General features: G+C 60.2%; 16 protein-coding genes. 15 read left to right on the top strand and 1 reads right to left on the bottom strand.

Translation table 11 applies throughout. The features are described from left to right. Window positions 1-20 precede the first annotated feature (20 nt). From KF814_09420 to KF814_09405, 4 genes are all read left to right on the top strand, one after another. A complete protein-coding gene (locus KF814_09420; protein ID MBX3236360.1) occupies window positions 21-1,580 on the top strand; it encodes an NADH-quinone oxidoreductase subunit M in 1,560 nt (519 codons plus the stop codon). Then, entirely contained in the window at window positions 1,577-3,052 is a 1,476-nt protein-coding gene (locus KF814_09415; GenBank protein ID MBX3236359.1) for an NADH-quinone oxidoreductase subunit N, read from the top strand. Before KF814_09420 ends, KF814_09415 begins: the two co-directional genes overlap by 4 nt. 97 nt (window positions 3,053-3,149) lie before the next feature. Further along, window positions 3,150-4,001 carry a YihY/virulence factor BrkB family protein gene (locus KF814_09410; protein ID MBX3236358.1) on the top strand — a complete coding sequence of 284 codons (852 nt, stop codon included), beginning with the start codon at window positions 3,150-3,152 and terminating at the stop codon, window positions 3,999-4,001. A gap of 124 nt (window positions 4,002-4,125) precedes the next feature. Next, complete coding sequence (locus KF814_09405; protein MBX3236357.1) at window positions 4,126-5,484, top strand: hypothetical protein; 1,359 nt, start codon at window positions 4,126-4,128, stop codon at window positions 5,482-5,484. Between the two features lie 102 nt (window positions 5,485-5,586). Here KF814_09405 and KF814_09400 read toward each other — a convergent pair whose 3' ends face one another. After that, window positions 5,587-6,744, bottom strand: a complete 1,158-nt coding sequence (locus tag KF814_09400) for a site-2 protease family protein (GenBank protein ID MBX3236356.1) — start codon at window positions 6,742-6,744, stop codon at window positions 5,587-5,589. Between the two features lie 72 nt (window positions 6,745-6,816). Between KF814_09400 and KF814_09395 the strand changes: the two genes are divergently transcribed. The 11 genes from KF814_09395 to KF814_09345 all read left to right on the top strand — a co-directional run bounded on the left by KF814_09395 (window position 6,817) and on the right by KF814_09345 (window position 17,183). Beyond that, window positions 6,817-7,533, top strand: coding sequence for a polysaccharide deacetylase family protein (locus KF814_09395; protein ID MBX3236355.1), 717 nt, complete (start codon window positions 6,817-6,819; stop codon window positions 7,531-7,533). Continuing rightward, window positions 7,506-8,024 carry a GNAT family N-acetyltransferase gene (locus KF814_09390; protein ID MBX3236354.1) on the top strand — a complete coding sequence of 173 codons (519 nt, stop codon included), beginning with the start codon at window positions 7,506-7,508 and terminating at the stop codon, window positions 8,022-8,024. The genes KF814_09395 and KF814_09390 overlap by 28 nt, the downstream gene beginning before the upstream one ends. 36 nt (window positions 8,025-8,060) lie before the next feature. Next, window positions 8,061-8,459: a VOC family protein gene (locus tag KF814_09385; protein ID MBX3236353.1), complete on the top strand. Its 399-nt coding sequence runs from the start codon at window positions 8,061-8,063 to the stop codon at window positions 8,457-8,459. 178 nt (window positions 8,460-8,637) lie between these two features. Continuing rightward, on the top strand, window positions 8,638-9,507 hold the full coding sequence (locus tag KF814_09380; protein MBX3236352.1) for a diaminopimelate epimerase: 870 nt from the start codon (window positions 8,638-8,640) through the stop codon (window positions 9,505-9,507). Window positions 9,508-9,590: 83 nt separating this feature from the next. Next, the gene (gene uvrC / locus KF814_09375; protein ID MBX3236351.1) at window positions 9,591-11,420 is read left to right on the top strand and encodes an excinuclease ABC subunit UvrC; all 1,830 of its coding nucleotides are present in this window, start codon (window positions 9,591-9,593) and stop codon (window positions 11,418-11,420) included. A 111-nt stretch (window positions 11,421-11,531) separates the two neighbouring features. After that, on the top strand, window positions 11,532-13,556 hold the full coding sequence (locus KF814_09370; GenBank protein MBX3236350.1) for a PAS domain S-box protein: 2,025 nt from the start codon (window positions 11,532-11,534) through the stop codon (window positions 13,554-13,556). A gap of 1 nt (window position 13,557) precedes the next feature. Continuing rightward, window positions 13,558-14,268, top strand: a complete 711-nt coding sequence (locus tag KF814_09365) for a response regulator transcription factor (protein ID MBX3236349.1) — start codon at window positions 13,558-13,560, stop codon at window positions 14,266-14,268. Window positions 14,269-14,489: 221 nt separating this feature from the next. Beyond that, a complete protein-coding gene (locus KF814_09360; protein MBX3236348.1) occupies window positions 14,490-15,119 on the top strand; it encodes a hypothetical protein in 630 nt (209 codons plus the stop codon). 8 nt (window positions 15,120-15,127) lie between these two features. Then, entirely contained in the window at window positions 15,128-15,862 is a 735-nt protein-coding gene (locus tag KF814_09355) for a hypothetical protein (GenBank protein ID MBX3236347.1), read from the top strand. An 11-nt stretch (window positions 15,863-15,873) separates the two neighbouring features. Further along, the gene (locus KF814_09350; GenBank protein MBX3236346.1) at window positions 15,874-16,395 is read left to right on the top strand and encodes a hypothetical protein; all 522 of its coding nucleotides are present in this window, start codon (window positions 15,874-15,876) and stop codon (window positions 16,393-16,395) included. 11 nt (window positions 16,396-16,406) lie between these two features. Continuing rightward, window positions 16,407-17,183: a hypothetical protein gene (locus KF814_09345; GenBank protein ID MBX3236345.1), complete on the top strand. Its 777-nt coding sequence runs from the start codon at window positions 16,407-16,409 to the stop codon at window positions 17,181-17,183. Window positions 17,184-17,187 lie beyond the last annotated feature (4 nt).

Here is a 17,187-nt window from a genome sequence, read left to right as displayed (position 1 = left end):
AAAGGGCGGAGCATAGCAACGTGAGTTCGTTTCCCTGGCTGACATTCGTGATCTTTCTCCCGCTCGTCGGAGCGGCCCTCTGCTTCGCGGTGAAGGAGCAGTCCGCCCGCTGGGTGGCGTTGGGAGTCACGGTCGCTGATTTCTTGCTCTCATTGCCGCTTTGGTGGCTGTTTGATTCGAGCAACGGGCAGATGCAGTTCGTAGAGCGCGCGACCTGGATCGTTTCTCCGCCGATTTACTACAGCCTCGGCTTAGACGGAATCAGCCTCCCGTTGGTCATCATGACCACGTTCCTGATGCCGCTCTGCGTCACCGTCTCCTGGACCGCCGTCGACAAACGAGTGCAGACCTTCATGGCGATGTTGTTGGTCATGGAAACGGCCATGTTGGGTGTCTTTGCCGCCTTGGATTTCGTCCTGTTTTACGTGTTCTGGGAAGCAATGCTGATCCCGATGTACTTGCTCATCGGGGTGTGGGGCGGACCCAACCGGCTGTATGCAGCCATCAAGTTCTTCCTCTATACCCTGGCCGGCAGCGTGCTGCTGCTGGTCGCGATCCTCGTCCTGTACTTCCAGGGCGGACAGACGTTCGACATCCTGGCGCTCGCCAAGGCGACCTACAGCCCCACGCTTCAGATGTGGCTGTTCCTGGCGTTCTTCGCGGCCTTCGCCGTCAAGGTCCCGATGTTCCCATTCCACACCTGGTTACCGGACGCTCACGTGGAAGCCCCGACGGCAGGCAGCGTCATCCTGGCCAGCGTCTTGTTGAAAATGGGGACCTACGGCTTTCTGAGATTTTCCCTGCCGATGCTTCCCGACGCGTCGGTCGCCTTTACCAAACCCATGATCGCGCTGTCCGTGATTGCGATCATCTATGGGGCCTATATGGCCCTGGCGCAGTCCGACATCAAGAAACTGATCGCCTATTCGAGCGTCAGCCATATGGGATTCGTGACGCTGGGAATCTTCGTGCTCAATGTCCAGGGCATCGAAGGGGCCATCATGCAGATGGTCAACCACGGAATCACGACGGGAGGCCTGTTCCTCTGCGTCGGCATCATCTACGAACGGACACATAGCCGGCAGATCGCCGACAACACGGGCCTGGCCGGTCCCATGCCCCGCTACGCCACATTCTTGATGATCTTTGCCCTGTCCTCATTGGGTCTGCCCGGCACCAACAGCTTCGTCGGAGAATTTCTCGTTCTGGCCGGAACGTTCCTGTGGAGCAAGGTCGCAACGGCCTTGGCGGCGCTCGGCGTGATTTTGGCCGCGGCCTATATCCTTTGGCTCATGCAACGGGTGGCCTTCGGCAAGCCGGCCGAGGCACATCGGTCTCACTTGCTCGATCTCAATCCTCGCGAATACGCGACCCTCATTCCCTTGTTGGTGCTCGTCTTCGCGATCGGCATATTCCCGAATCCGTTGTTGACCCGCATGCATGCCAGCGTGGCATATCTTCTTGAAACACCCGCGGCAAAGGCATCGGCCACGACGCACGACAAGAAGCCGGCGGCACAGGCCGCAGCGCATCCTGACCAAGCCCCTGCACCGTTGATGGCGGAGCGCTCAAACCCATGACGATTCCACTGAACGATTTGCTGGCCATCCTTCCTGAATTGGTCGTCATTACGGCGGCCTGTATCGTATTGGCCCTCGACCCGGTCCTCTCGGCGGCCAAGAAGGAATTGTTGGGGTGGCTGACGCTGGGATCTCTGGCCATTTGCCTGGGCCTGACCGCATCGCACATGACTGATCGAATCACGGCCTTTAGCGGGTTGGTCGTCATCGATCCTTACGCTTCATTCTGGAAGCTGCTCTTGTATCTGGTAACGGGGCTGACGGTCTTGCTCTCGTTGGCCTATCTCAAGGCGGAACGGCTCAACTACGGAGAATATTACGGCTTCGTGCTGCTGGCCTTGGCCGGCATGATGGTGATGGTCTCGGGCGCCGATCTCCTGACCATTTATCTGGGGACGGAACTGATGTCCCTGTCACTCTACGTCATGGCAGGTTTGAAACGGACCGAGCCTCGATCTCTCGAAGCCTCAGCCAAATACTTCGTCTTGGGGGCCTTCTCCTCAGGCATCCTCCTGTACGGCATTTCGTTGCTCTATGGATTAGCCGGGAGCACCAAACTCTCGGTCATCGCCGGCGCGGTCGCCGCCCAGGGATCGGGCAACCTTCTTCTGAGCGTGGCGGTCGTCCTGCTGGCCGTGGGATTCGGCTTCAAACTGGCCGCAGTCCCGTTCCATATGTGGACGCCGGATGTCTATCAAGGAGCCCCAACCTCCGTGACTGCCTTCATGGCGGTGGCCTCCAAGGCCGCAAGCTTCGGTGCATTTCTCCGGGTCTTCGTCGAAGGCCTCGGCGGCACCGCGGCCAATTGGTCGATGCTGTTTCTGATCATTTGTATCGTCACCCTTGCGCTCGGCAATCTGGTGGCCATCGTCCAAACCAATATCAAGCGCATGCTCGCCTACTCCAGCATCGCCCACGCGGGATACGCCTTGATCGGCGTCGTCGTGGCGGGGCAGCAGGGCGGAACAGCCGGGAACTCCGGCCTGGCCAGCGTGCTGCTTTACATCGCCATCTATGCGTTCATGACTATCGGGGCCTTCGCCCTGGTCGGCATGCTGCGGAAGAGCGGCCAGGAAAGCGACAACATCGAAGACTTCGCGGGGCTTGCCAAACGGGAGCCGCTCGCTGCGTTCTTCATGCTCGTCTTTCTCGTGTCCCTGGCGGGCATTCCGCCGACGGCGGGATTCATCGGCAAGTTTTACGTCTTCATGGCGGCAGTTAAGGCCGGCATGGCCTGGCTGGCCGTCATTGCAGTCATCTTTGCCGCGATCTCGGCGTTCTACTACCTGCGCGTGGTGATGGTGATGTACATGCGGGATGCCGAGGGACCGGCCGAGGACGCCGCGCATTTGGAAACCTCGCCGGCACTGTCGTTCGTGCTGGCCTGTGCCCTCGCGGGCGTCGTGCTGCTGGGCCTGTTCCCCAACTCGCTCGTCTCGTTGGCCACGCAGGCGATCCCGCTGTTGAAGTAACGAGCCTCTTCTCCCTCCCGTTCAGCCGAAAATGAGCTTGACGCAGGGCTGCCGATCAGGCAGGGTCGGAATGGGCCGCGTTGGGAGCCGGTGGTGCATGAGCGCCTGGTATTTTCTCTCAAAGGTCCTTCATACCTTCAGGCAGCGCGGCTGCCCCAGTCTCGCCGCATCGCTCGCGTTTTATTCCCTCCTGTCCCTGTTCCCGATGGTTTTTCTGCTTCTGTACGGCGTGAGTTTCATCGTCAGCCAAGACGTGCTCGGCTATCAGTTTCTGCTCGGCTTCCTGAAAGGTTTTTTGCCCAGCATGGGCGAGCGACTAGCCGTGGACATTCGGCGGGTTGCGGAATTGGACGAAGTCCGTTGGATCGTGTGGATGAGCTTCGGCTGGTTTGGGGCCCTGGTCTTCTATGAACTCGACTACGCCATGAATGCCGTGTTTGGGACCACCGCGCATCGGCATCCGCTGATCTCCACCCTGGTCGCGGTCGCCTTGCTATGGCTGACCGGACTGCTCCTGATCGTTTCCTTCGTGGCGACCCAGGCCATCGAGTTGGTCACGAAAAGCATGCCGCGACTTTGGGGGAGGGACCTGCTGGCCATAGCCGCACATGATTTTCTTTTGACCTTTACGCTCCCCTTGATCCTTGCCTTCATTGCCGTCACCTGCCTCTACCGCTACCTGCCGCATCGCCGGCCAACTTGGCGTGAGGCCACCATCGGAGGAGCCGTCTTCAGCATTCTGTGGGTGGCAGCGAAGGCGGTCTTCGTTACCTATCTGGAAGACGCCGCCGTCTATAGCCGGCTTTACGGCTCCCTGCTGGAAGTGGTGCTCCTTCTGCTCTGGGTTTATTACTCCTCGACGCTATTTTTGATCGGAGCCGTGGTGACACACGAGGTGCATGAGTTCCAGAGCCAATCGGTGGCTGAGCCGGAACCAGAGCCGGTCTAGGCACACCTTCGGATCGCTCGCGGCCCCCTGAGCCGAGCTTGCCCGTTTTCCGCCTTTTCCTCGCCCCACTGGCCCTTCCCGGATACAATCGTGGAATCCCAAAGCCTCAAACCACGGACCTGCCATGTCCGACGGATCAGAAAAAGACCTGCTCATGCTGGGCGGCACCATTGCGGGCTTCCTGGCCGCCATTCTCTCGATCCTTGAGAAGGTACTCGACCTCCACAAGCGGCTGGTGCCGGACAAGGACCGTAAACAGGCCGCGGTCGAGGAGCGGACCGTATCCGCAAGCCCCCGCAGCACCGACCTCTTCGACACGAAAGTCTTTCAAAAGACCTCATATCTCCTGCTGTATGAGACCGGCGTGATCGTAGCGGCCGGCCTTCTACTGAACTACCTGGGCCTGACCCTGAGCCGACACCTTCAGAGCATCCTCTTTCTCGATATGACCGGAACTGCCCTCGCCGCCTTCCTCCTCGGTCCTTGGTGGGGAGCCATCGTAGCCCTGCTTTCCAACTCCGTGGTGAACTGGCTGCTGTATCCGGAAACCGGTGCGGACGTCGTGATTTTTCCCTGGTCGTTGGTCAACATTACCGGCGGATTCTTCTGGGGCCTGATGGCGCGACGCAGCGGCTTTCGCAAATACCTTCGCAGCGGCCGAAACTCCCTCTTCACCCACGCCTGGTTCCTCTTCTCATTCGGCGTCCTCGGCGCCGTCGTCATGAGCGTGCCCGGCACGGTGGTGCAGGCGGCCCTGGGGGAGAAATCGGTGCTGGCGTTGAATCCGGAAGTGGCGGCGACGCTACGAATGACCGTCGGCCAGTGGGAAGATGCAGTCCGGCTGTACCTCGAGTCGATCGTGGGTCTCACATGGAGCGAAAATCTGGGATGGAGTCTCGTCAATTGGTTCCAGAACTGCATTCGTTATATTCCGGATAAAACTTTCAGTGCCGCGATCGCGCTCGTGGTGCTGAAATACGCCTATCCGCTCTTTGAGCGCGAACTGATCCACGGTGGTCCGGATGGAGAATTCCCGCGTGATGAGCGCGTAGTGCCGTTGGTGTTGGGGCTGCTCTATGCGCCGTCGTTCGGCACGCTGGTCTTCTCGGAACAATATGCGGGAAGCTCATACTGGCCGCTGTGGGCCGCTCCGTGGATCGCGATTGTCCTGGGCTATTTCGCCCTGCATCGATGGGGAGCCGGCGCGTCGATCCTCCAGGAACTCCGTGCCCATCGCGCCGCGCGTTATGCCAAGGCCTTGAAGATTGCCGGGCGGGAACCGTCGTACGAGTTTTGCCGGAGACTGACGTTTGTGACGCTGATTGCGAGCTTGATCTTCGCCCTCTCCCTACCCATCATCCTGGCAGACTTCTACCGGGTCGCCTTCAATTTCTTCTGCGTCGTCTATGGGTTCCTGCTCGCCGTGCACCTCGTGCGCATCGCGATCCTTCAAAACCTCTCCGTCGCCAGGGCGGACGACTAGCCGAGCAAGCCGCTCGCGTATCTCGTGGTTCGTGATGCGCTGTTCGCAAGGGGTCGAGTGTGATTTTGTCGAAATCGAGGACGCTTCACGACGACGCGTCAATCACCGCCCCGATTGATGGAGTTCGATGAATTGCCCGATGGAGGCGCGGGTTAAGAGTCCGAGCACGAGCCCGTCCTGGACGACCACCAATCGTTCCGCTCCCTGCAGAACCATTTGTTCCATCGCCTGCATGGCCGACGCGTCCGGAGACACGATCAGGTTATCCACCCCGCGCTGCATGACGTCGGCCACTCGATGGGAGAACCACTGGATGTTGGGCACGGACTGAACCTCCCGCACCGTCACAATCCCCACGAGCCGCCCATCCTCCACGACCGGAAACCCGCCATAGCCATAGGGCAGAAAAAATTGGTTCACCGCCTCGTCGAGGGTCAGTGCGGGTGACAGAGCGATGACGTTCTTCGCCATCAGGTCCCGCACAGGGACGACGGCGAGGGACGCCCGCAGCGCGGCCTGCTTCCGGCTGCCCCGCGCTGCCGCAAAGAGAAAGGCCCCGAGCAACACGATCCAACCGCCGCTTCCGGCGACAGAACTGGGCACGGTTCCCGACAGGGCGCCGACCAGCAGCAGGGCGCCGAAGAGCCCGAAGCTGAGACCGAAGAGGAGACCGATGAGCGCCGCGTGGCTCGTGGCCCGATAGAAGTCCTTCGTCCAGGCCCAGAGGCCCGCCCGCAAGGCGCGGCCGCCATCCAGCGGAAAACCCGGAATCAAGTTGAAGAGGCCCAGTTGCGTATTGACCATGCCGAGCAAGGCGCCCAATGCCGCCAGTCCGCGAAACACGCCTCCGGATGGATAGGCCTCCACCAGCGCCACGAATCCCAAGCAGAAGCCGGCCAGCACAAAGCTGACGACCGGGCCCGCGATCGCGATCAAAAACTCCGCCCGAGGGCTGGGAGGTTCCCTGCGCATCTGCGCCACACCACCGAAGATGAACAGCGTGATCTGGCCGATCGGAATCCGATATTGCAACGCCACGTAAGAATGACCGAGCTCATGGAGTAGGACCGAAGCAAATAAAAGGATGGCGGCAACGCCGCCCATGGCCCAATAGCGGGGTTGGGAAAGACCCGGCAGCATGTCTGGAAGATACCCGGTCGCCAAGGACCAGGTCACGAATGTGAAGACCAGAAGCCAGGAGGCATGGACACGAATCGGGATCCCAAAGACCTTGCCGATTTCCCAGTCTGGGCCTTGCATGATTCCACCGTAGCAGGCGATCCGCGGAAGCGTCAACTATCGCCGCCCGCGCCCATCGGGTATACTGCCTGCATGCCCGTTCGTCCGTTGCTCGTCAGACTGCTCTTGCTCTCGGTGATCGTCCTTGCCGTCGACACCATTCCCCTTCGTGCGCAAGTCATCAAGACCGGTTCCCCCGGTTGTCCCGCGGTCGCCCTCACTTATGATCTTTGCCCGGTGCGAACGGCCTCGGGATTCGACGTCGAGTTGATCGACTTCCTCATCGAACACAAAATCCCGGCGACCTTCTTCATGTCGGGCCGGTGGATGGCCAAACATGAAGCCGAAGTCCGCAAACTCCTGGCCGTGCCTTTTTTCGAAATCGGCACGCATGGCGACGTGCATGCCCACCTGCCGATGCATGAGGCTGAGGAACAGCGGCAGGAAATCCTCGGTCCGGTCCGAATACTGAAAGGCACGTACCGCCATGAGGCCACCCTGTTTCGACCGCCTTATGGGGAATTCAATGACGTCACAGTGGACGTCGTGAACCAGTTGGGGCTTCGGTTCATCCTATGGAACATCGAGTCCGGCGATCCGGACCCTACCCTCAGCGCGGAGGCCATCCTCGGGCGAGTCCAGAAGCGGCTCAAGCCGGCGAGCGTGATCGTGCTTCACGCCAATGGAAAGGGCAAACACACCCGCGAAGTCACGGAGGCCTTGGTCACCACCATCATGCCGGCGAAGGGGCTTCGGCCCGCGACCGTGTCGGAGCTCCTCTCATGCAATCTCACCCCGGCGACACCCTAATCCGCCCTATGCAGTCGGACGACCGCGACGCCGTCATCGGTCTGCTCGCCGGATCGGAACCCTGGACCACGTTGGGATTTTCCTCCTCGGATTGGGAGAAAATCTTCGCGCCGATTCCCCAAAGCCGCGATTGTTTCGTCGTGACCTGCCGTGGACGAATCGCGGGCGTGGGGATCGTACGGCCGAAGTTTCTGTTCGGAGACTACCTGGAACTACTCGGCATTGCGCCGGACCGGAAGGGGCAAGGACTGGGGCGGCAACTCCTGGCCCATATCGAACAGGTCGCCTTCGCACGGGGGAAAAACCTCTTCGCCTGTGTGACCGACTTCAATCAAGCAGCCCGCGTGTTCTATGCCAAGCATGGCTTTCTGGAGGTTGGCCGTCTGGACAATCTGCTCATAGGCGGCTCGGCGGAGATTCTCTTGCGCAAGACGATCGGTCCGGCCCGGGCAGGTGACATCTCACAAACCCATAGAGCCAAGCAAGATTGAGCGTCATCGTCGGAAGCCAATACAGGTGAGTGCATCATGCGCGTAACCAAACTACTCCATACCCGCATGCGGGTCAGCAACATGGATGAGACCGTCCGATTCTACACCCAGGTCCTCGGCCTCGAAGTGCTCGAGCGCAAGGTCTCTCCGAGGGGATCCCACCTGGCATTCCTCAAGGTTCCAAACAGCGAAGAGTTGATCGAGCTCGCCAGCTTTCCCCCGAGCGGTCCAGTGAAAGTCCAGGAAGACCTCGTGCACCTGGCCTTCGAAGTCGAGAATCTTGACCAAACCCTGCAGGCCTTGGCCGCCAAGGGGGTCAAGGTGACGGATGGCCCCACCCAAACCTCGTCCGGAAGCCGCTTCATTTTTATCGACGCCCCGGACGGCTATGAAATCGAACTGATCGAACGGCCTCCGGGAACGGCGCTGGTCTAGGGGCGTCATTCGTCTCTTGTGAGGCATCCGACGTCTGCAGTCCCTGCCTGCCCTGCACCGCACCTCGCCCCGCTGCGACCCGGCGGCTCCGGCGCATATTGACGGCTCCGCGTGAATCCAAGTATTGTTCCGGCGCTTCACGCGTTACGAACGACGAGCGACGAAAGGAAACGACAGGATGAAGAACGGCTTCTTTCGCGGGCATGGACTGGGCAACGATTATCTCGTCATGGATCCGAAGGAGCTGAGCTTCAAACTCACGCCCAAAGCCATTCGGGCCATCTGCGACCGAAACTGGGGCGTGGGCAGCGATGGGATTCTGGCCTTGGTCCCCTCCAAGAAAGCCGACTTCGGCTTGCGCATCTACAATCCGGACGGAAGCGAGGCGGAGAAGTCCGGCAACGGGCTTCGCATCTTCGCCCGCTATCTGCACGCGACCGGAAAAACCAAGAAAAAGCAATTCACGGTCGATACGAAAGGCGGCTTGGTGTCGATTTCGCTGCAGGTCGATCGCCACGGCGACGCCGCCGCGGCCACGGTCGAAATGGGGCGGGCCACCTTCCAGCCGGCGGCGCTTCCTTGCACGTTGGCCGTAGAGGAGTTGATCGAGCAACCGATTCAGGTCGCCGGGCAGGAACTGCGGTTCACCGGCGTGAGCGTCGGGAATCCCCACTGCGTCGTCTTTAAGCCCAAAGGCTCGGGCTGGAGTAAGGAAGAGCTCCGCCTCCTCGGCCCGGAGTTGGAAAATCATCCACTGTTCCCCAAACGCACCAACGTGCAACTCGCCGTCCCTACCGGCCCCAAAGAGATTTATATTCTGATTTGGGAGCGGGGCGCGGGCGAAACGCAGGCCTCCGGCTCATCCTCCTGCGCGGCAGCGAGCGCCGCCGTACGGCTCGGCCTGGTCACCAGCCCTGTCACGGTCAAGATGCCGGGCGGGACGTTGACGATCAAGGTCGCCGACGACTTCGCCCTTACGATGAAAGGGCCCGTGGCGGAAGTGGCCCGTGGCACCTTGAGCCCTCCGTTCCTGCGTTCGATCAAATAACTCGCTCCGTCCCGGCGAAGGTCTCGCGTGGAGAAACGGGAATGCCGTTCTTGGTATCCTGTGTCTCGATTCTCGTGTGACCCATGACGAACGACACACTCCAGTCCAAACTCGAGCACCTCCCGGCTCAACCGGGCGTCTACCTATTCAAAGACGGGGACCATCACATCCTGTACGTCGGCAAGGCCGCGTCGCTGTCGGACCGCGTCCGCTCCTATTTTCAACGGGGCGCCGACCACAGTCCGAAGACGGCATTGCTCGTTACCCACATCCATGACCTCGAAACCATCGTCACCCGCTCCGAACTGGAAGCCCTGATTCTCGAAAGCAACCTGATCAAACGTCATCGCCCGCGATTCAACGTCGTGCTGCGGGACGACAAGCAATATCCCTATCTCCGGTTGCCCATCAAAGAAAACTTTCCCCGGCTCTCCATCGTCCGCCGCGTACAAAAGGATGGAGCCCTGTATTACGGTCCCTATACGCCGGCCGGCGCGTTGCGTGACACGCTGAAGGTCATCCGCAAAGTGTTTCCGCTGGCGACCTGCGAAATCGACATCGACGGCACCGCCGATCGAGCTTGCCTGGAATTCGAAATCAAGCGCTGCATGGCCCCCTGCATCGGGAACCAAAGCCGCGAGGAATACCATCAGATCGTCAAACAGGTCCGCCAATTCCTGGAAGGGCGGGACAACGAACTAGTGGACAGCCTCAGGAGCGAGATGGAGGCGGCGGCGGAACGGGAAGAATATGAAGAAGCGGCGCGCCTACGAGATCGGCTCTTCAACATCGAGCGCACGCTGGAAAAACAACGGATCACCCAGGTCAGCCATTGCGACCAAGACGTGATCGGGCTCGCCCGCCAAGGCAGCGCCGTCGACCTTCAGCTGCTGTTTGTCCGCGGCGGTCTGCTGATCGGGCGAAAGGACTATTTCTGGCCGGAATCAGCAGATTCGTCCGACGAGGAATTGGTCCGGGCCGCCGTCGAGCAGTTTTATAACAAGGAGGGGCAACCTCCCAAGGAGTTGCTGGTACCGACGCCTTTAAGCGACGCGACGGTGATGGAGCAATGGCTGTCCGAGAAAAAGGGGGAGGCGGTCCGGATCGTCGCTCCCGAACGGGGAGCCAAACACCAGCTAGTCCTGCTGGCTGAGGAAAACGCCGGGGCCGCGGCCGCGGAACATTTGCGAAACGAAGCACTGGACCGCCAAGCCGGTGCGGAACTCAAACGATTGCTGCGACTCGACTCGGCGCCGAACCGCATCGAAGGATTCGACATTTCCAACATTCAGGGCAATCAATCGGTAGCCTCGATGGTAGTGTGGGAAGATGGCCAGGCCAAGAAATCAGACTATCGCAAATTCCGCATCCAAACCGTTGAGGGTGCGAATGATTTCGCCAGCATGAAAGAGGCGGTCATCCGGCGGTACGGTCACGTGGAGAATCTGCCTCGGCCTGATCTGATTCTGATCGACGGCGGCCTCGGTCAACTGAGCGCCGCGATGGAAGGCCTGAAAGAGGTGGGAGCGGATCGTATCCCGATCATCGGTCTAGCCAAAGCACGCGGCGAGAAGGAGGAACGCATCTTCCTGCCGGGACGCAAGAACCCGATACCGTTGCGAGCCAATGCGCCGGCCACCCATTTGGTTCAACGGGTCAGGGACGAAGCCCATCGTTTTGCCCTCACCTACCATCGGAAACTCCGAGGCAAAGCGCTTCTGTCGTCTGAACTGGACCGCATTGCGGGGGTCGGCCCCCTCAGGCGCAAGCGACTGCTCAAGCGCTTCGGAAGCCTCGAAGCCATCGCTGCGGCCACAGACGAACAACTTCGAGAGGCCGGCCTGGATGGATCCACGGTCTCAGCGCTCCGGCAGGCCTTGGCTGGGCCACAAGTAGATCCGGTGATGCCTTAGTCCGCAGTCCCCGCACTGGACTTTTCTCTTCTATGTATGGGAAAGTTTATCGTCTCGTCGAGGGCAGCTTCGCAGTAGCTGCACGTACATCGCGTGGAAGGTCTCACGCCTATGTCTCCCAGCACGGAATCCCCTCCTCCGCCTACCCGCGAAGAATTGCTTCACTACGTGGCGGAGCTTGAGCGTCGCCTCGGAGTAAACCGCAACGAATTCACTCACCCTCTGCCGCCGTCGTTTCCCGCACACCCGGCCATCGAGGACCGCTATCGCCGTCTCTACGACGAAAGCCCTACGATGTATTTCACGTTGAATGCCGACGGCACGGTCGTTTCCGTGAATCCCTATGGGGCCGCCTTTCTAGGTTACTCGGTGGAGGACTTGGTCGGGCGGCCGGTGTTCCTCGTCATCCATGAGGAAGATCGTGCCGCTTTCCGGGCACAGCTGGAATCCTGTGTGAGCGCGCCGGATACCATCGGCCATTGGGAATTGCGGAAAAGGAGAAAGGACGGGGGAATCCTCTGGGTCAAAGAAAACACCCGCGTCCTCCGGTGGGAGAACGAGCCACCGCTGCTGCTCGTGGTGTGCGAAGATATCAGCACGCAGAAGCGAACCGAAGACGCGCTCAGGCAAAGCGAAGAGCGATACCAGCTCAGCTTCCTCAATACACAACTCGGGATTTGCTACGTCGACCCGCAGGGATATTTCATGCGGGTCAATCCCCGATTCTCCGAAATCCTGGGCTATGAGGAGTCGGAACTCCTTCGCCTGAACATCCGCGACGTGACCCACCCCGACGATCTCGGCACCAATCTGCGCCTGCTCAAGGAAGCGATCGGCGGGTCACGCATGACCTATTCCTTCGAAAAGCGATACATTCGCAAGAACGGCGGCATCGCCTGGGTTCAACTCAATGCCACGCTTCTCCATGACGGAGACGGTCGTCCGGAATCCTTCTTTGCCGTCATCGATGACATCACGGAACAGAAGGCCGCGCAGGAAGCCCTCGCAGCAAGCGAACAGGCCATTCGCGCCCTTTATGAGATCACGTCGGTGCCGAACCAAGCGTTCGAGGACCAGCTCCACGCCTTGCTCGATCTGGGTCGACGCCGGTTCGGCTTACCCGTCGGCATGCTCACCAGCGTACGGAGCGACAAACTGGAAATCACGGCCGTCCGCAACCCGGAAGGCGCCGTTCCGGCCCTCCGCATGATTCCGCTCAAGGACAGCCTGTGCGCCGTCACCCTGTTGCGGCAGGGTCCGCTGAACCTGCCGAATCTCGGACTGTCTCCGTTCGACCGGCATCCGGCCAGACAACAGCTCGGGATCGAGGCCTATCTCGGGACGACGATCTCCGTAGACCACCAACCGGTCGGGACACTTTGCTTCATCGACACCCAACCGCGGGCGGATGCGTTTAGTCCGGCCGATCAGGACTTTCTGCTTCTCATGGCGCGTTGGGTTGCCCGTGAGATCGAGCGGCGACAGGCAGAAGATGCGCTTCGCCAGAGTGAGCACCGGTTACGGCAAGCCTTCGACGACCGAACCAGAATTTCCCAGGATCTGCACGACAGCCTGTTGCAGTCGCTCTACGCCGTCGGAATGGAATTCGAGGCCACAAAACTGCTGTTGCCGAAAACCGCCAAGCGCGCCGGCGGGCAGCTCAGTCGCGGCATCGACCGACTGAACGAGTGCATGCACGAGGTGCGGGGCTTCATCCAATCACTCAATAGCCATCTGGGCTCCAGCAAAACGCTCAGGGAGGCGCTGCAGGATCTCATCGGCTCCTTTACTGCAGGCCGCCCGAACCTCTTTCACCTGGAATGCGACGCGGACGCGCTTGAGCAGATTCCGGTCGCGTTCCACAGCGACGTGTTGAATATTCTCCGTGAGGGAGTCAGCAATAGCGTGCGGCATGCCCGCGCGACGGAAGCGTCGATCACCGTGAAGCGCGACATCGACGGGATCCGCATCGATATCGCCGACAACGGCATCGGATTTGATCCGGAGGTGCTCCGCAAAGGGTGTGGGCTCGGCAATATGGAGGCGAGAGCAGCCAAATTGGGAGCCCGTTACGCCTTGCGTAGCGCTCCGGGTAAGGGAACGGTCATTTCACTGCAGGTACCGAGGGAGGACTGATATGTCGGCTACAGTAGGACATTTTCCTTCGACCATAGACTTATACCTAGTCGACGACCACGAGGTCGTCCGCGTCGGTTTACAGCGGGTCTTTTCCCTGACCAAGGGAATCCGCGTGGTCGGCGAAGCCGCGACCATCGCCGCAGCCTTGGCCGGTATCCAGCGGCTGCAACCGGACATCGTGCTCATGGATATCCGGATGCCCGATGGCAACGGAGTAGATGCGGCCCGGCAGGTCTCGGAACTGTCCCCACGAACCCAGGTGCTGTTTCTGACCAGCTACCTGGAACACAATACGGTGCTCGACGCCGTCGTATCAGGCGCACGCGGCTATGTGTTGAAAGATATCGGCTCAGACGCATTGGTCAATGCCATCCGCACCGTCGCAGCCGGGGAGCCGCTGTTGGATCCCCGTGTCACCCAGCACACCCTGCGGTGGATCAAGCATCTCTCCGAACATTCCCGTCCACGGAACCACGATCTGCTCTCAGCCCAAGAACAGCGGATGCTCCCGCTGCTTGCAAGAGGGCATACCAACAAAGAGATTGCCCAGGCGTTGGGACTCAGTGAAAAGACCGTCAAGAACTACCTGGCAAACATCTACTCCAAATTAGGCATCACCCGCCGCTCCCAAGCCGCCGCTTATTACGCCAGCGTCAATCCGCTCTCGGGCGCAGGCGCCGGACCAGAAAACTTTATCGACCAAGACTGACCCGCTCGATCCGACTGTATTGCTCCGGATACAGCCGTATCGAATTGGGTACGGCTCGTTCGTTCCCTACGCGCTGTTGCATCCTGATACAGCACAACCTTCCATTCATCTGATCTGAATTCGACAAACGATTCTCCATTCCGTCCTCCGACCCATCATCAGGTACGCCGCTTGCCTTGAGTCTGGAGCAGGAACTCTGCTGAAGACGAGGAGGCTTCCTCATGAAGTGCGTTCACATCGTACTCCTGCTCGTTCTGCTCTCGCCCGGTTGTGCCACCCCGCCCGAGGTCAAGCAGGCCTTAGCCGCCAAGGACCAAGCCTATACGGAAAACGAGCGATTGATGCAGCAATACAGGGACCTGGTCTCCAACGTCACGGCCCGGCATCGACTCTGGTATCGATATGTCCAAACACGCCTCACCTTGAACCTCGCCCTCCAATGGGCCACGACCGATCCCAAGCTGACCGACGTTGCGGATGGGGATATCGCCCGCGACGACGCTGAACTACTCGGCCCCGATGTCATGGCGGTGGTGAACGACATCCGGCTCAAGAACCTTCCTGATCGAAAGGGACCAGACGGAAAAACCCTGTTCGAGGCCGGCACAGGAGATATGAGCAACCTCCTGCAGAAGCTCCCGGGGTTGATAGCACGCATTGAGCAGCAGATCGCATCGAAGCCGAGCAGCGCCTCTCCGCTCGACCTGACTGCATTCGATCAATATCGAAACAATGTCGAAGCCCTCCGCCGCATCAACAGCGTGGTGCAACAATACCTGAACGTGGATGTCACGGTGCCTCGCAGCGACATTCAGGACCTGGCCGACGCCCTCCGGGCGGTGCGCCGATGAGGAGACTCATGAAGACCGCCAAGGAGATGTGGCCGCTTGCGCGAACTGCGCAGACCCTCCTACTGAGCATCTGCCTGCTCACCCTGGTGGGGTGCCATTCGATCCACAGCAGCGCGGTTCGCGATTTGATTCAGCTCGAGGGCACCAAGATCGACGCCGCGCAAACGAACATCGATCTCTTCCAAAAGGAAACGGAAGCGCGGATCGCCTTCCTGGAAAAGGCCCGCGCCGAACTCCACGAGAGCCTCAAATCGCTTCAGATGATCGAGGCGAAACATCAGTTCGTGCTGTCCTCTTTCCGAAACATCGCCACCAAGAAGGGCGACTCCGCTTACGCGGCAGCCTATCTCGTCGGCCAAATCTACATGGCGGACTACCAAGGGCTCGAGAAGACGGTGTGGAACCAGTTCGATGAGGATTTCTGCGGCCTTCGTGACACCGCGAGCGCATTGAATCAGTCGTGGAAACAGACCGCGACTCTGCATGCTCAGCTGAAAACTTTCGCCAATAAGACGGCGCTGGCTTCCGTGGACCCTGATTTCGTCGCTGCGCTATTGGCTCAGGCGCCGAGGCAGTCCGAGCGAATGTTGGAGCTTCTCAACAACTCGCGCACCGTGAACGATGCCCTCGAAGAAGTCTCCGGAGCCCGCATCCTGCGTTCACAGGCAGTCGGCCGTGCCCATCTTTTCACGGCCGACTTGGTTGATCTCTTGGATCGGCTCAAGAAGGAAGACGGACCATAAGGGAGGCTCTGATGGATACGAGCATCGAAGGGGTCGTCACCTACCTGGAAGACAACGACACCCTCATCAAACAGCTCATGGAGACCGCCGAAACCGCAACCGACGACATCTCGCAGTTGGCCAACCAGGTCGACCTGGCCAGAGATGAGGCGACGACCCTCATCGATCAGCTCGGAACGGTCCAATTTTCCATTGCCAAACAGGACGAGACGAGGGTGCGGCAAAAGGCACTGCTCGAAGCCGTAGCGGCCCTGCGCAAGAAGTTCGAAACCTACAAGAACGATCCGCTCCGCCGCGGAATCTACTCGGCGGAGATTTCCAATCTCTACGTGCAGATCTCAAACACCTTCAACAACGACACCGTGGCGCAGGTGGTTCCATTCGATCCGGATGAGCTGTCCGGCTACAAGGACCTGCTCAAGAACGCGATCCTCGACACCGCGTCGCGGAAGAAACGCGCGGCCGTCATCAAGGCGGCCGCGCAACTGTCCCGACTGGCCATCGGCGTGGCCGGAAAGTTGGCTCTGGTATGAGTTCGATCGGCATGCGGCCAAGCCCCGTCGCTCTGCTGGCCTTAGTGACAATCTGGACGGGGTGCAGCCTGGACGCCACATCACGCGGCCCCTTCGGCCCGAATGATCCTGAAACCGCCCTTACCAAAGCTACGCTGCCGCCAACGGTCCCGACGCCGCACCGCCTCGAATTCGTGTCGGACGATGCAGCCGGTCACGTCAAACCCAACATGGCCGGAACCGTCGCGGCGGGACTTCCTGTACGAACACCGAACACCGGCGTAGTGCTCAGCACGCAGCAGATTCAATCCCTGCGCCGGGCAGCGGAATCCGATCCGCGTGTGGCCGCGTTGCTCGGCCCGCGCTGGGGATTTGTCGAGGCGTACCGCGTGCCGCCGGACGGGAAAGTTTCCTTCGGCTGCTGTCGGAAGGAAGCCTCGGTGACTCGACTGCTCTACTACAGCTATAGCCACAATACCGCCGTGGACGTCCGCATGACGGAGAGCGGCGTTCTTAGCGTCGAGCGGGCGGACGGCTATCTTCCACCGGAAGGCCCGCAAGACATCCAACGCGGGATTGAGTTGGCACGAACCGATTCACGCTTGGCGGGTAAGGTGCAGCAACTTGAAGGGCACGGGCTGCTGATGCAGCCGGACCGCGGGTTTTTCCGGAACGATCCCGGCTTTGCCCACCGCGTGATCTGGATCACATTTTCCCAGGGCCAGGACGGCGACCCAAAATACTGGGCCGTCGTCGACCTCACCGAAGACCGGGTCCTGGACGCAGGCGAAGAACCGGCGCGCTCATGAACGG

The organism is Nitrospiraceae bacterium, from assembly GCA_019637075.1.
Taxonomy (GTDB): domain Bacteria; phylum Nitrospirota; class Nitrospiria; order Nitrospirales; family Nitrospiraceae; genus JAHBWI01.
This window is presented reverse-complemented; position numbering and strand designations above follow the sequence as displayed.